General features: G+C 65.2%; 17 protein-coding genes. 15 read left to right on the top strand and 2 right to left on the bottom strand.

The features are described 5' to 3' along the window. Position 1 precedes the first annotated feature (1 nt). Positions 2-778, top strand: a complete 777-nt coding sequence (locus FJT57_RS06945) for an SAM-dependent methyltransferase (RefSeq protein ID WP_144903431.1) — start codon at positions 2-4, stop codon at positions 776-778. A gap of 155 nt (positions 779-933) precedes the next feature. On the opposite strand, the gene FJT57_RS06940 is transcribed toward FJT57_RS06945, so the two are convergent. Continuing rightward, entirely contained in the window at positions 934-1,353 is a 420-nt protein-coding gene (locus FJT57_RS06940) for a universal stress protein (RefSeq protein ID WP_144903428.1), read from the bottom strand. A 188-nt stretch (positions 1,354-1,541) separates the two neighbouring features. On the opposite strand from FJT57_RS06940, the gene FJT57_RS06935 reads away from it, so the two are divergent. The 8 genes from FJT57_RS06935 (at position 1,542) to FJT57_RS06900 (ending at position 6,653) form a co-directional block, all read left to right on the top strand. Further along, positions 1,542-1,910 (top strand): HesB/IscA family protein, encoded by a 369-nt coding sequence (locus FJT57_RS06935; RefSeq protein ID WP_144903426.1) that lies wholly within the window; start codon positions 1,542-1,544, stop codon positions 1,908-1,910. Positions 1,911-2,057: 147 nt separating this feature from the next. After that, on the top strand, positions 2,058-2,309 hold the full coding sequence (locus FJT57_RS06930; protein WP_144903422.1) for a DUF5816 domain-containing protein: 252 nt from the start codon (positions 2,058-2,060) through the stop codon (positions 2,307-2,309). A gap of 104 nt (positions 2,310-2,413) precedes the next feature. Then, positions 2,414-2,755 (top strand): DUF7116 family protein, encoded by a 342-nt coding sequence (locus FJT57_RS06925; protein WP_203229120.1) that lies wholly within the window; start codon positions 2,414-2,416, stop codon positions 2,753-2,755. 102 nt (positions 2,756-2,857) lie between these two features. Further along, the gene (locus tag FJT57_RS06920) at positions 2,858-3,634 is read left to right on the top strand and encodes a hypothetical protein (protein ID WP_238993937.1); all 777 of its coding nucleotides are present in this window, start codon (positions 2,858-2,860) and stop codon (positions 3,632-3,634) included. Then, positions 3,631-4,287 carry a hypothetical protein gene (locus tag FJT57_RS06915; RefSeq protein WP_144903419.1) on the top strand — a complete coding sequence of 219 codons (657 nt, stop codon included), beginning with the start codon at positions 3,631-3,633 and terminating at the stop codon, positions 4,285-4,287. Before FJT57_RS06920 ends, FJT57_RS06915 begins: the two co-directional genes overlap by 4 nt. 105 nt (positions 4,288-4,392) lie before the next feature. Further along, entirely contained in the window at positions 4,393-4,596 is a 204-nt protein-coding gene (locus FJT57_RS06910; protein WP_144904472.1) for a dodecin, read from the top strand. Between the two features lie 54 nt (positions 4,597-4,650). After that, positions 4,651-6,045 (top strand): bifunctional metallophosphatase/5'-nucleotidase, encoded by a 1,395-nt coding sequence (locus FJT57_RS06905; RefSeq protein WP_144903416.1) that lies wholly within the window; start codon positions 4,651-4,653, stop codon positions 6,043-6,045. A gap of 200 nt (positions 6,046-6,245) precedes the next feature. Then, positions 6,246-6,653 carry a universal stress protein gene (locus FJT57_RS06900; protein ID WP_144903413.1) on the top strand — a complete coding sequence of 136 codons (408 nt, stop codon included), beginning with the start codon at positions 6,246-6,248 and terminating at the stop codon, positions 6,651-6,653. Positions 6,654-6,728: 75 nt separating this feature from the next. On the opposite strand, the gene FJT57_RS06895 is transcribed toward FJT57_RS06900, so the two are convergent. Then, positions 6,729-7,703: a mechanosensitive ion channel family protein gene (locus FJT57_RS06895; RefSeq protein WP_238993958.1), complete on the bottom strand. Its 975-nt coding sequence runs from the start codon at positions 7,701-7,703 to the stop codon at positions 6,729-6,731. Between the two features lie 288 nt (positions 7,704-7,991). On the opposite strand from FJT57_RS06895, the gene FJT57_RS06890 reads away from it, so the two are divergent. The 6 genes from FJT57_RS06890 to FJT57_RS06865 all read left to right on the top strand — a co-directional run bounded on the left by FJT57_RS06890 (position 7,992) and on the right by FJT57_RS06865 (position 12,556). Beyond that, positions 7,992-8,729: a proteasome assembly chaperone family protein gene (locus FJT57_RS06890; protein WP_144903408.1), complete on the top strand. Its 738-nt coding sequence runs from the start codon at positions 7,992-7,994 to the stop codon at positions 8,727-8,729. Between the two features lie 123 nt (positions 8,730-8,852). After that, positions 8,853-9,812 carry a cytochrome b/b6 domain-containing protein gene (locus FJT57_RS06885; protein WP_144903405.1) on the top strand — a complete coding sequence of 320 codons (960 nt, stop codon included), beginning with the start codon at positions 8,853-8,855 and terminating at the stop codon, positions 9,810-9,812. 44 nt (positions 9,813-9,856) lie between these two features. Then, positions 9,857-11,011: a hypothetical protein gene (locus FJT57_RS06880; protein WP_144903403.1), complete on the top strand. Its 1,155-nt coding sequence runs from the start codon at positions 9,857-9,859 to the stop codon at positions 11,009-11,011. 26 nt (positions 11,012-11,037) lie between these two features. Continuing rightward, positions 11,038-11,451 carry a hypothetical protein gene (locus tag FJT57_RS06875; protein ID WP_144903400.1) on the top strand — a complete coding sequence of 138 codons (414 nt, stop codon included), beginning with the start codon at positions 11,038-11,040 and terminating at the stop codon, positions 11,449-11,451. Position 11,452: 1 nt separating this feature from the next. Continuing rightward, positions 11,453-12,052, top strand: coding sequence for a nucleotidyltransferase family protein (locus FJT57_RS06870; RefSeq protein ID WP_144903397.1), 600 nt, complete (start codon positions 11,453-11,455; stop codon positions 12,050-12,052). 84 nt (positions 12,053-12,136) lie between these two features. Further along, complete coding sequence (locus FJT57_RS06865; RefSeq protein WP_144903395.1) at positions 12,137-12,556, top strand: hypothetical protein; 420 nt, start codon at positions 12,137-12,139, stop codon at positions 12,554-12,556. Positions 12,557-12,583 lie beyond the last annotated feature (27 nt).

Genomic DNA, 12,583 nt, shown 5'->3' with positions numbered 1-12,583 from the left:
GATGACGGACCGACCGCGTCGCCCGCCGTCGTTCGCGGACGCCTGTGCGGCCGTGCTGGCGGAGCCGTCCGCGACCCACACGGCCGCGACGACGCTGGCACCGGTGATCGCGCGCACGGTCGCCGAGGAGTGGGGCGGACGCCGCGCGCAGCTCGTCACCGCCCGGCTGCCCGCGGACGTCGACCGCGTGCTCGAACTCGGTTGCGGCGTCGGCGCACTGTTGGAGCCGCTCGGCCACCGCTACGATGTGGTCGGGGTCGACGACCGGAGGCGGCAGCTCCGCTTCGCCGCTGCACGCGGCGGGACGGTCGTCCGAGGCAACCCGACCGCTCCGCCCGTCAGGCCCGTCTTCGACGCGGTCTGTGCCGTCGAGGAGGCGACCGCCCGTTTCTCCGCGTCCGAGATCTGTGTGACAGCGTACCGGGCGCTCAGGCCGGGAGGCATCGCCGTCGTCGCCGCGCCCACCGAGCCGACCGCCGTGCTCGAATCTGGCGTCGAAACGTACAGCGGCACGCGGTACCTCTTGGAACGCGCCGTCGACGTCGTCGGATCGAGAGCCGTCGAGATCGACTACCGAGTCACGGATCGGCAAACAGGCGCAACGGCCGTCGTGACCGAGCGGCGATCGATCGAGACGACCACTGCCGACGGACTCACCGAGGCGCTCCAATCGGCGGGATTCGAGCACGTGTTGGTGGCGGGCGAGAGCGACCTCCCCGGCGTCGTGGTCGGTCGCGGGGTTCGCCCGATCGAAACGGACGTCCCTGTGGATCGTTGATTCTCTTGGTGATCGCTGGTTCTCGACGAAGGCGCTGATTTTCCGGCGAAGAGGCCGGTTCCCGGCGAAGCCGCTGCTTCCCGCGAACCGCTACTGTTCCGACGGACGCCGATTCGACTGCATACGCGGGTTCGGATACGTTTTCGGCCGCCCGCTCACTCGCCGCGAATCGTCAGAACCGGCAGCGACGATCGTCTGACGACCCGTTCGGTGGTGCTTCCGAGGAGGTAGCGATCCAGGCCGCGGCGCCCGTGCGTGCCCATCACGATGACGTCGGCGTCGATCTTCTCTGCGTACGCCAGAATCGTCTCGACGGGATCGCCGACCTCGACGGCGTCGACGACGTCGACGGTTCCGTCCAGATCGCCGAGGGTGTCTTCGACGATCCGTTCTCCCTCGCGTTCGAGCGCGTCGACGACCTTGCCGCCGAGCGTCGTGACGCTGTCGCGGTTGCTGTCAGCGACGTAGAGCAGATGAACCGTCGTGTCGTGCTCGCGGGCCAGCGAAACTGCGTGTTTGAGAGCGGCGTCTGCCTGCTCGCTACCGTCCGTCGGAACGAGAATCGTCTCGTACATACCTGGCGGTACTCAACGGGGCATCATATATCCCGTGACGCGCTGGGGGTGACCGGATTCGTGAGGTTCCGGGGAGGGGCTGGGGCACGTGAGAGCGACCGAGCGGTGGGGGCGTCGTCCGGATGTCACTCTCGACGGTATTCCGCGGGCGTCAAGATTAACACCTTGGGTCCGCTATCTACGTTCATATGAGCACCCAGACGGCCGACAACAGTGGCGGGGAAACCGCCGTGACCGTCACCGAGGAGGCGGCGTCGGAGGCGATTCGGCTCATCGAATCCGAGGGACTCGACGCCGACGAGGCGGGCCTCCGTCTGTTCGTCCAGCAGGGCGGCTGCGCGGGGCTCTCCTACGGGATGCGGTTCGATCACGAGCCCGAACCCGACGATGCGATCGTCGAACAGCACGGGCTTCGCGTCTTCGTCGATCCGGCGAGTCAGAACTACGTCGGCGGCTCCACGCTGCGCTATGAGGGCGGCCTCCAAGGCGCGGGCTTCCACGTGGAAAACCCGAACGTCGTCAGCGAGTGCGGTTGCGGCGAGTCGTTCCGCACATAGGAAGCTCTAGTGATTCGATTTGAGTAGTTACTGAGATCCAACTTGAGCAGTTACCGGAATCCGACTTGCGCAATCACCGACTCTTTGTTCGTCTCGACCGCCGCTCCCGAGCGTGAACGCTATACCCCTCCTCCGGTAATCGCGGGTATGGCCGTCGAACTCGATCCCGTCGAAACAGTCGCAGGCGAGACGGTGTACGTCGATCGGACTGATGCCGAACGCGGCGCGAACGGTCCCTTTTTCGTCGTCTACGCCACTCCCGAGCGAACGGAGCGATGGGGCTTCTTTTGTGAGAACTGCGAGTCCACCGACAACGCGATGGACACGATGGGCCGCATCGAGTGTAACGTCTGCGGTAACATCCGAAAGCCGGACGAGTGGGACGCGGCCCACGAGTAGCGCGACCGAGAGCGCGAGCGCGGAAGGCCAACGCTCCGTCTGCGCGCCATTGTATGTTAGACCGTAACAAGATTTATGCTCCAAGCCGTAGAAGGCTGAGATACATGCCCCCTGTCAGCATGCCTCCCTCGGAGGACGCTCGGGCGATTTTCACCCGCCTGGGTTACAGTGTCTCGGGCGACGGACCGGACTTCGTCGCCGAGCGAAAGTGGCGCACGGTTCGCGTCACGGCGCTTTCGGACGGCGAAGACCTACGCGGACGCCGCGTACTCGCAGACGGCGGCGAGCCGTCCGAAACGTATCGATTCCGCTGTTTCGTCGCTCCGAAAGGAGAGACAGGGGACGTACAGAACCGACTCGCGAGCGTCGATCCCGCCTACGAGTGGGCCGTGATCGGCGTCGACGACGACGGCGACTACGACGTCTATCACCCGGACGCGAGCTGAACCGACGCTCGCAGACGCGCGCAGAATCGACCGCCCAACGAGGGCTCGTTTTTCGCGACACCGCACGAACCGTTTAGTAGCAAGACGCGCCTACCGAGTGGTATGTCGAACTCCGGGCTGTCGAGCGTCGTCGAGAGCCGTCGGCTCAACGCCGTGTTGGCGGGGACGATCCTCCTCTTCCTGGCGGTCGCGACCGTCGGCCAGGCTCTCAGCGGCGACTACGAGTGGGCCGGGTTCACGCTCGCGGTGCTCGCCATCGGGCTCGTCCCCCTGATCGCTCGCCGGAGCCCGACCGCGATGCTCCCCTGGGAGGTCGTCTCTCTCGCGGCACTGCCGATCGTCATCCGCGCGTTGGTCGCGGGCGAGTCGGTGGGGGGGATGACCTTCTCGGGACGGATCGTGACGTACGTCGCCGTCGCCGCCGTCGCCCTGTTGATCGCCGTCGAACTCGACGTGTTCACGGCCGTGAAAATGAACCACCGGTTCGCAGTCGTCTTCGTCGTCGTGACGACGATGGCCGCCGCCGGGATCTGGGCCGTCGTCCGGTGGCTCTCGGACGTGCTCCTCGGCACCCGGTTCCTGTACGACGGCCGCCCCGAGCACGTCATCGAGGAGGCGATGATGTGGGATTTCGTCGCCGCCACCGTCGCTGGCGTGTTCGCGGGCGTGCTCTTCGAGTACTACTTCCGGCGTCACGCCCGACTCGTGCGCCGCATCCCAGACAGTGCCGCGGCGGCATATCCTGTGGCCGATTCGGTGGAGGATGACGTCGCCGACGCGGGGGAGAGCACCGGTGTCGACGCGGGGGAGAACACCGGTGTCGACGTAGAGACCGACCGCGTGCCGTCCCAGTCGACAGAGGAGGTGAACGAGCCGTGAGAGTCCGGGACCTCCTTCACATCTCGGAGCGTCGTCAGCGGCAGGCCGCCCGCGGGATGCAGATCTTTCTCGCGGTGATGCTCCTCGCGGGGCTCGCGCTCCGCAGCGGCGGCGTGGTCGTCAACGCCTCGATCGGCCTGCTCGTAACGTTCCTGCCGGGGATCCTCGAACGCGACCTCGGCATTCCGATGGACGCGGGGTTGGCACTGTGGATCTCCGCGGCGGTGTTCCTGCACGCGCTCGGGACGATCGCGTGGCCGGGGATCGGCAAGCCCTACGCGAACGTCTGGTGGTGGGATCACCTCACGCACGCCCTTTCGGCCAGTATCGTCGCGGGCGTCGGCTACGCCACCACCCGCGCCGTCGACATCCACTCCGATGCGGTCTCGTTTCCGCCGCGCTTTCACTTCGTCTTCATCCTCCTCTTCGTGCTCGCCTTCGGGGTCCTCTGGGAAGTCATCGAGTTCGGCATCAGTCTCCTCGCCGGATACACCGGAACCCCCGGAGTACTCACGCAGTACGGCCTCAGCGATTCGATGCTCGATCTGGTCTTCAACACCATCGGCGCGATCCTCGTCGCGGTCTACGGCAGCAACCAGCTCGGCGAGGTCACCGACGCGCTCACCGCCAGGTTAGATGATTCGCGGGGGTAACGGAGATGACGGCTCGGATCACCTGTGCCGTGGCAACGACCAGCGGGAGAGATCCCCTTTCGTCCCCGAAACTTATCCTGTTCCGTGCTGTACAGTCGCACGGCGATGGTGTTCAAGAAAGTAACCCTGATCGGCCGGAGTGCAGACAGCTTCGACGACGCGGTCGACGACGCGATCGACCGCGCGGAAGAGACCCTCGACAACGTCCACTGGATCGAGGTCGACGAACTCGGCGTGGAGGTCGCATCGGTCGACGGCCACGAATACCAAGCGGAGGTCACGGTCGCCTTCGAACTTCGCGGCGAGTAGCGTCGTCTGCCGACATCGACGACTTCAATTTTCCAGCGCGACCACTGCGCGTGAATGCCGCGTCTCCTCCAGTACTCCGACGTCGAGAACGTCTACGACGACCCGGTTCGGGTCGGTCGCCTCGCGGGCGCGATTCGGTCACGTAACGGTGCGGACGCGCTCGTCTGCGGGACCGGCGACAACACCGCTCCGGGCGTGCTCGCGCTGATCGAACGCGGCCGTCAGGCGCTGGACTTCTTCTCCGCGATCGACGCGGACGTCGAAACGTTCGGCAACCACGACTTCGATTTCGGACCGGAAGCGGCCCGGTCGCTCGTCGCCGACGCGCCCCAGTTATGGCTGTCGGCGAACGTTTACGACGCCGACGGCGAGCGGTTCGCCGCCGAGCACGTCCGCTCGCACGTGATCCAGGAGGTCGACGGCGTCCGCCTCGGACTCTTCGGCGTCACCGACCCGGCGACGCCCTCGCTTAATCCGATGGCCGGAGAACTCCGATTCGCAGACCCCTACGAAGCGGCGGAAGAGGCCGTCGCCGAACTTCGTTCCGCGGGCGTCGATCGCGTGGTTGCGCTCTCACATCTCGGCACCGGCGACGACGAACTCGCGCGCCGCGTCGACGTCGACGTGATCCTCGGCGGTCACCTGCACGTCGAGCGCTGCGAGCGGATTGACGGGACGCTCCTGCTCCGCCCGGGGGCGAACGGGCACGTGATCTTCGAGGTCGCGTTCGACGCGACGGGCCAGATCGAGGTCCAACGACACGAGACCGCAGACGCACCGGTGGCCGAAGACGTGGTAACGTCGCTCCGGGGTCGCGTCGACGCCGCGGGGCTCGACGAGGTGGTCGCGTCGGTCGACGAACCGCTCGACCGAAGCGATGCGACGGTGTACGCTGGCGAGTGTCGGATCGGCAACGTGATCGCCGACGCCTACCGCTGGTCGCTCGATGCCGACGTCGGACTGCAGAACAGCGGCGGGATCCGCGAGGGACCGGCGCTGTCGGGCGAAGTGACCGTCGCCGACATCGTGAGCGTCGTACCGTTCGAAGAACGCGTCGTCAGCGCGGAGCTCACCGGACGCGAGCTGTTGGATGTCTTTCGCGAGTCCGCGGCGGCCGTCATCGACTTCGGGGACTCCGAGTGGTGGCACGGGCACTTCGCCGGAGCGGAGATCCGCTGGGATGACGAGACACGGGAGCTACTCGGCGCTCGCGTCGGCGGCGATCCCGTCGACGCCGACAGGCGCTACACCGTCGCGACGTCGGCGTATCTGCTTCACAGCGATCACGAGTTTCCGACACTCGAAGAGCGCCACCGGGTCGGCGAGGGCGACATTCAGTACGAGGTCGTTGCCGCCTACGCGAGAGCGTTCGGACTGAACGCGACCGTCGAAGGGCGGATTGCTCGCGTCTCGGACTCCGAGACGGTCGCCGGACCGTCCGGAGAGTAGGCCGCAACCGGAACAGAGGCCTGGACCGGAACAGAGGTTGGACCGGAACGTGGGTCGAGATCGGTTCTACGTATCGGCCGAGACTGATCGACGAATTCACGGACCGCTCGACGACGGGTTCGTGGCCCGCCCGGCGGCCCGCTTCCGGTCCCCGATCCAAGTGGAAACGTTCAGGGGCCATCACCTCCTCGGTCACGACGATGACGCGCGTCGTGGTCCCCGTTCGGTATCCGCTGTCGAAGCATTCGCGAGCGACGCTCTCGGAGGCGGTACGCATCGCCGAGGAGCGCGAAGCCGAACTGACAGTCCTCCACGTCGACCTCTATCAGGAGAGCCACGGCGTGACCCGCGCCGAACTAAAACGAGCGGTCGAATCGGTCTTCGGCCCACTGGAGCGAACGCGGTACGTCGTTCGCCGGGGATTTCTGGTCGAGGAGACGATCCTCGAAGAGGTCGCGGCGGACGACGCCGACGTCGTCGTCCTCGGCTCGAAACAGGCCAGTCGGTGGCGCAAGATGCTTCGTCGGTTCCTCGACGACCCCGACATCGAGACGTACCTGCGAGAAAAGCTCGAATGCACGGTTATCACGGTCCGTGCCGATAGTTGAGGGCACCTCTACCGATGACTAACCGGCCCAGGAGCCGTGCCAGTCACGGCCGAGCGGGCAGCGGCGTCGTCTCGCCTACTGTTCTTCGGACGGCGCGCCTGTCGACGTATCGACCACCGTTCTCGACGGTCCTCGTGACGTTTCCCGCTCACCAACAGCGGCGTCCAGCGTCCCGCTCGACTCGTCGAAGATGAGGTGTCGGTGCGGGTACGCGAACTCGATGTCCGCGTCGTCTGCTTTGAACGCCTCCCAGATCCGATCGCGGACCCGGGATTCGACCGTCGGGAGCTTGTACGGTCGCTTCACCCAGTACCGGAGGTTGAGCACGACCCCGTCGTCCCCGAACGAGGAGCGCAGAACCGTCGGCCGCGCGGGATAGCGGGCGCTTCCGACGCGGATGTCCGGGCCGCCCTCGATCACTTCCTCGTCGGTCGCGGCCGCGCGGCGCATCAGCTTTCTGGCCTGTTCGGTGTCGGACTCGTAGGTGACGACGACCTCAAGATCCTGGCGGACGCGTTCGTCCTCCGCGGAGTAGTTCGTCACGAAGTGGTCGCGGATCGCCGAGTTCGGGATGACGAGGAACGTGTTATCCAGGGTGAACAGCTTCGTGTATCGAATGGTGATCTCGTCGACGAACGCCTTTCGGCCGTCGTCCAGTTCGATCAGATCGCCGATCTCGTAGGGCTGATCGGCCAGGATGAACAGCCCGTTGATCACGCTCCCGACGATCGGCGCGAGGACGATACCGAGCACGGCCGAGAACACCGTTACCGAGAGCACCAAGTCGCCGACTTTGAGGCCGAGAATGCGGGCCGCGACGCCGACGGAGACGAACACGACGGCCAAACGGACGAGCCGAAGGACGGTCTGGGCGACGCTCTGGCGACGGAACTGCCTCGCGACGGGTCGCCCGACGAGTCGGACGACGTACCGAGAGAGGAGCACCCCCGTGACGAGGGCGAGGACGGCGAACACCACCCGCCAACCGGGGAACTGGAGCCACTCCGGTACGGCAACGAGCACGTCACCACCGGTGACCGCTGCGGGCATAGGCGTCGTCGTGGGGGTCGTCGCCGACTGCATACCTCCGTCCACGAGAGGGTCGGGCAAAAAGCGTTCCGCCCCACGGCTGCCGTCCCCGGATTCGAGGATGGGAAAATCGATGCTAATTCGAGGCTTTCTCGTCGCGACCGCTGAGAGTGTCACCGCCGCGATTGTTGAGAGTGTCACCATCGCGACCCCCTGAGAGTATCACCGACGCCGTCGCCAGGCCGCGCGTGCGCCTTCAACCACCTCGTAGAAACAGTAAGGTGATAGGTCGGCGTATCCGGGCGTACGATGAGCGCGCCGCAACACACTCCGGGTTTCACGATCACACACGAGACGGCACCCAGTGAAACGCTTCTCGCCGGGTTCTCCGCCTACGGGCTTGCGGGACTCACCGCTGCCGATTACATCGTCGACCACCTCGATCTCCAAGAGATGGGGCATCTGTCCGTCGAGGGGTTGCCGACGGTGACGCCGTTCGAAAGCGGTCGACCGCGGCACCACACGCGGCTGTTCTCTCGCGAGAATCTCGACGTGACCGTGCTCGTCGGCGAACTGTTCGTTCCCGTGGGTGCGGGGCGGACGTTCGCCAACGCCATCTTGGATTGGACGGAGGCCAACGGCGTGCTCGAAATCGCGATTCTCTCGGGCATCCCCATTCCGCACGGACCCGACGAGCACGTGACGTACTACATCGCGACCGACGATTACCGCGAGCGGCGACTCCGCGGAGGATCGATCCCGGCGATGGGCCGCGGCTTCCTCGATGGCACCAACGCCGCGCTGATCGAGCGCGGACTCGATTCGCCGCTGGGCGTCTGCACCTTCGTCACGCCCGTTCACGCGCAAGTTCCGGATATCCAGGCCTCGATCCGCCTCGTCGAGACCGTCGAAGAGGTCTACAACATCGGCATCGACGCCGGACCGCTCGAAGCGTTCGCCGCCGAAGTCGAACAGTACTACGCCGAACTCGCCGAGCGGATGGAAGAGCACAACGAGGAGTTACCCGAAGATCGAATGTATATGTGAGCACCGTGGTTCGTCCGCAGCCCCCTTCGGAGGGCCGCAAATCGAGTGACGCCACTGCTGTGTCATAGACCGACATATTCCGGCTACCCTAAGTTTAAGTCTTGGTATGAAGATCATTAAGATATGCCTCTCGGAATCGATATATTCAGATACGCGCAACGGGCGGGGCGTGAGGTCATTGTCGGCCTGAGCTGGGACATTTTGCTCGTGTTCGCATTCCTTGGGACCTTCACGTTTTTGGTCCATTACATACTACGCGAGCTGTGGAATCCGACTGACCACACGACGCGGCCGGACGATCCATCGAAGTCGGAGGTCGAGCGGTCACTGGAGGAGCAAGGTGTCGATGACATCAAACGGTTCTCTCTGGCACAACGGGTCTCTCACTGGGTGATGGCGATCTCGATTTTTGCGCTGATGCTCTCCGGCTTCGTGATTATGAACAAGGAGGTGACACTCCGGGCGGTGCCGGGGCTGTCGTGGCTCGACGTACACATCGTATCGGCGGTCGTCCTCATCGGATACGTGATCTTCCACGTTGCGCACGTGGCGTACAAGGGCACGTGGTCGAAGATGTGGTTCGGCGTCGCAGACGCCAAAGACCTCTGGCGACGGTTCAGGAACCTGATCGGACAGACCGAGGAATACCCCAGGCAGTTCGAGTACCCGAGCGCACAGAAGCTCTTACACTGGGGCGTCACTGGCGCTTCTCTCGCCGTGATCGCGACCGGGTTCGTTCTTCTTCGACGGGTGAGTCTGGAACCGCTGTGGGGGGCGACGCGTGAGTTCTCCCTCCTCGGCGTTCAGTTCGGCCTCGGGACGGCCGACGCGCCCGGGCTGATCGCGTGGAGTTTCGTCTTCCACGACTTCTTCGCCGTCGCGCTGTTGGCGCTGGTGATGGGCCACGTCTACTTCGCGCTCCGCCCGAACGAGTGGGCGATCACGAAGAGTATGATCACCGGACGCGTCACCGTCGAGGAGTACGCCGAGAAATACTCGCCGACGAGTTGGCAGATCGGCGGCTCGAAAGCCACCGACGGCGGCGACTCCGCGCGCGAGGAGCCCGCAGACGGACGCGAGTAACTGGGACCGCCATCTCTTTTTTCACCGCACACCGACGGATACCTATGTCCGACGTCTCGATCACGCTGTTTTCGGATCCGCTATCGATCGACGCGTACCGACGGCGACCGACCCGATCGCGAGCGGAGTACGTGTTCGGAGATGTCGATATCACGTACCGATGTGCTGTCTCTGTTCCGCATTCGCTCGACAACACCCAGTCTACGGCCGAGATACGCTCACGTTCCGACGGTGGCGGTATGCCGGTGGACTCATCGGTTACCGCCGACGGATTCCCGTCGTCGTGGACGGCCTGTGAGGCGGTCGCCACCGCTCGTGAACTGGGCGGAACCGACGCGGCGTTCGCGCTCGCGAGGGAGATCGCCGATCGGACGTTCGCGGCCGGTCAGCCGACGGCGACACCGGAGGCGATACGCGAGGCAGCCGAGGTAGTTCCCGGTCTGGATGGCCGATCAGTAGCGGACGCGGTGGGTTCACGCCGGGCCACCGCGGCCGTTGGACGGGATCTCGAACTCGCGAGGCAGACCGTCGCGAAGCTGTCTGCGTTCGATGTCCGCGGTACGCCCGGTAGAGAGCCGCTCCGGCCTCGGAGCGCCCTCGACAGTCCCGAGGACGACGGAGTCGGTGCGGATGGCAGGGCAGAGGCCGCAGACCCGGAAACGGGCGTCGACGGAGCCGACCCAACAGCCGACGTCGACGGGGGAGACTCACAAGACGTCGCCAACGAGGATGGCCCGCAAGACGACAGCGACGAGGATGGCCCGCGAGACGACAACGCGCAAGTCTCGAACTCGCCACGAACACCTGACGCGGTGTTCACCGCCCCCGTTTACCGCGTGGACGGACCCAGCGGGACCACGGTCGTCGACGGCGCAGCGGGGTTCGACGCGCTTCGGGATGCGGTCAGAAAGTACGACCCCGACCTCGGGGAGACGGAGCAAACGACCGAGACGCAGAGCCGAAACGTGATGCAGCAGTACGGGGCGGCACCGATGAACGCCGAGAGTTTCAGCCCCGAAGACCACGGCGAACGCGCGATCGACGTGCTCGACTCCCTCCCGTCGGCGTCCACCACCGAGATCAGTGCCTGCCTCGACGTCACCGAGGAGACCTGCCGAATCACCCTCCACCGGTTGAAGCGCGAGGGTGACGTGAGACGGCTAACAACCGGCGCGTGGACGCGGGTTCCCGAAGAGTAATACGGAGAGCTACGCAACTGAGTGCCATGCCTGAGACGCCAGTAACGGATCTTCGTGACGCGATCGAGCAGGTCGAGATCGCCTACGAGTTCCTGATCTCCTTCGCGGGAGAGGGGATCGATCGGGAGACGGTACAGTCGGGGACGGGTCAGACCAAAGAGTACGTCGCGGATTTCGAGGCGGGGCTCGCAGACGGTTACGAGGCCGCGCTGGCCGTCGCCGACCACCACGACGAGTTCGACACGCCGACGTACCGGTCGTTTCTCGACGATATGGAACCCGAAATCGAGGAGGCTCGAACCGTACTGCAGCTACTTTCCGAACAGGACGCGGTCACGTCTCGAATGGCGGATAATCTCAACGGGATGGCGGTGTTCCAGTCGGTGATGATGAAATTCTTCTTCCTCGACGAACTGACGGATCACCTCGAACGCGAGTGAGATGTCGAGGTTCGTCGCCGCGATCACCGCCGCCGGAAAATCGACGCGGATGGGCGGCTTTCCGAAACCCCTGCTGACGTTCGACGGCCGTCGCTTCGTCGAACGACTCGTCGAGACGTATTCGGAGGCGGGAATCGAACCGGTCGTCGTTCTCGGCTATGAAGCAGCGGAGGTTCGCGCCCGAGCGGACCTCTCCGGCGCTACCGTTCGCGAGAACCCAGCGTACGAGTCGGGGATGCTCTCATCGGTACAAGTGGTCGTCGAGTACGCGGACGAGCGCGACGCCGACGGCGTGTTCTTGAACCCAGTCGATTGCCCGGTGACCCCGTCCGCTGTCGTCGAGACACTCGCAGCCGCGGCCGCCGACGGCGGCGACGTCATCGTTCCCACCGTCGACGGCGGGAGCGGCCATCCGCCGCTTTTCACGGCGAGCACGTTCGATGCGCTCGAATCCGCGCCCGAGGACCGCGGCGCGCGAGCGGTCGTTCGGGCGGATGACACCGACACCCGTGAGATCGCCGTCGACGACGAACGGATCTTCGCCGACGTGGACACGCCCGCGGAGTACTGGGAACTCGTGAAGCGATACGAGCCACGATAGCCCCGTGCGGTTTGTCGCTTTGCGACTGGTATCGGTGGGTGTCACGGCGGTATTTTTATCCACTCGCCACGTGATGTGCGAACTATGGCAACAAACGTCACACACTCAGATTCCAGCGGCCTGAAGGCCTCCCCCGACGTCGTCGGGGGCGCGGTGATCACCGTATTAGGCCTGCTTCACCTGTTCGGTCTGCAGGTCGGCGGCGTTGTCGGCTACGTCGTTCTTCTCGTCGGATGGCCGCTCATCGGCGGAACCGTCGCTGCACGGCTGTCACCCGTCGGCGAGGAACGCGTCGCTGGTGTCGTCGCCGGAGCGTTCGCCGCGATCACGACGGCCCTCGTCGTCCTCGTGGCGGGGCTGTTCGGCGCGTGGTCGGGCTTCATCACGGGGACGTTCGGCGTGACGCTGTGGCCGGTCGTCTTCGGTATGCTGTTGGTGCTGACGATCGCCTGGTCGGTGTTCGGCCTCGTCGGCGCGGATCTTTCGGTTCGGGTGAGCAACTGAAACAGCGGCGCTCCGATTGCCCTTCGC

It is taken from the genome of Halobellus captivus (assembly GCF_007655485.1).
In the GTDB taxonomy this organism is placed as follows: domain Archaea; phylum Halobacteriota; class Halobacteria; order Halobacteriales; family Haloferacaceae; genus Haloquadratum; species Haloquadratum captivum.
This window is presented reverse-complemented; position numbering and strand designations above follow the sequence as displayed.

Excerpts from the sequence above, each read along its gene's own strand:
- FJT57_RS06940 (WP_144903428.1), bottom strand. The coding sequence starts at position 1,353 with ATGTACGAGACGATTCTCGTTCCGACGGACGGTAGCGAGCAGGCAGAC.
- FJT57_RS06935 (WP_144903426.1), top strand. The coding sequence starts at position 1,542 with ATGAGCACCCAGACGGCCGACAACAGTGGCGGGGAAACCGCCGTGACC.
- FJT57_RS06880 (WP_144903403.1), top strand. The coding sequence starts at position 9,857 with ATGTCCGACGTCTCGATCACGCTGTTTTCGGATCCGCTATCGATCGAC.
- FJT57_RS06900 (WP_144903413.1), top strand. The coding sequence starts at position 6,246 with ATGACGCGCGTCGTGGTCCCCGTTCGGTATCCGCTGTCGAAGCATTCG.
- FJT57_RS06920 (WP_238993937.1), top strand. The coding sequence starts at position 2,858 with ATGTCGAACTCCGGGCTGTCGAGCGTCGTCGAGAGCCGTCGGCTCAAC.
- FJT57_RS06870 (WP_144903397.1), top strand. The coding sequence starts at position 11,453 with ATGTCGAGGTTCGTCGCCGCGATCACCGCCGCCGGAAAATCGACGCGG.
- FJT57_RS06930 (WP_144903422.1), top strand. The coding sequence starts at position 2,058 with ATGGCCGTCGAACTCGATCCCGTCGAAACAGTCGCAGGCGAGACGGTG.
- FJT57_RS06885 (WP_144903405.1), top strand. The coding sequence starts at position 8,853 with ATGCCTCTCGGAATCGATATATTCAGATACGCGCAACGGGCGGGGCGT.
- FJT57_RS06925 (WP_203229120.1), top strand. The coding sequence starts at position 2,414 with ATGCCCCCTGTCAGCATGCCTCCCTCGGAGGACGCTCGGGCGATTTTC.
- FJT57_RS06945 (WP_144903431.1), top strand. The coding sequence starts at position 2 with ATGACGGACCGACCGCGTCGCCCGCCGTCGTTCGCGGACGCCTGTGCG.
- FJT57_RS06875 (WP_144903400.1), top strand. The coding sequence starts at position 11,038 with ATGCCTGAGACGCCAGTAACGGATCTTCGTGACGCGATCGAGCAGGTC.
- FJT57_RS06895 (WP_238993958.1), bottom strand. The coding sequence starts at position 7,703 with ATGCCCGCAGCGGTCACCGGTGGTGACGTGCTCGTTGCCGTACCGGAG.
- FJT57_RS06865 (WP_144903395.1), top strand. The coding sequence starts at position 12,137 with ATGGCAACAAACGTCACACACTCAGATTCCAGCGGCCTGAAGGCCTCC.
- FJT57_RS06890 (WP_144903408.1), top strand. The coding sequence starts at position 7,992 with ATGAGCGCGCCGCAACACACTCCGGGTTTCACGATCACACACGAGACG.
- FJT57_RS06905 (WP_144903416.1), top strand. The coding sequence starts at position 4,651 with ATGCCGCGTCTCCTCCAGTACTCCGACGTCGAGAACGTCTACGACGAC.
- FJT57_RS06910 (WP_144904472.1), top strand. The coding sequence starts at position 4,393 with ATGGTGTTCAAGAAAGTAACCCTGATCGGCCGGAGTGCAGACAGCTTC.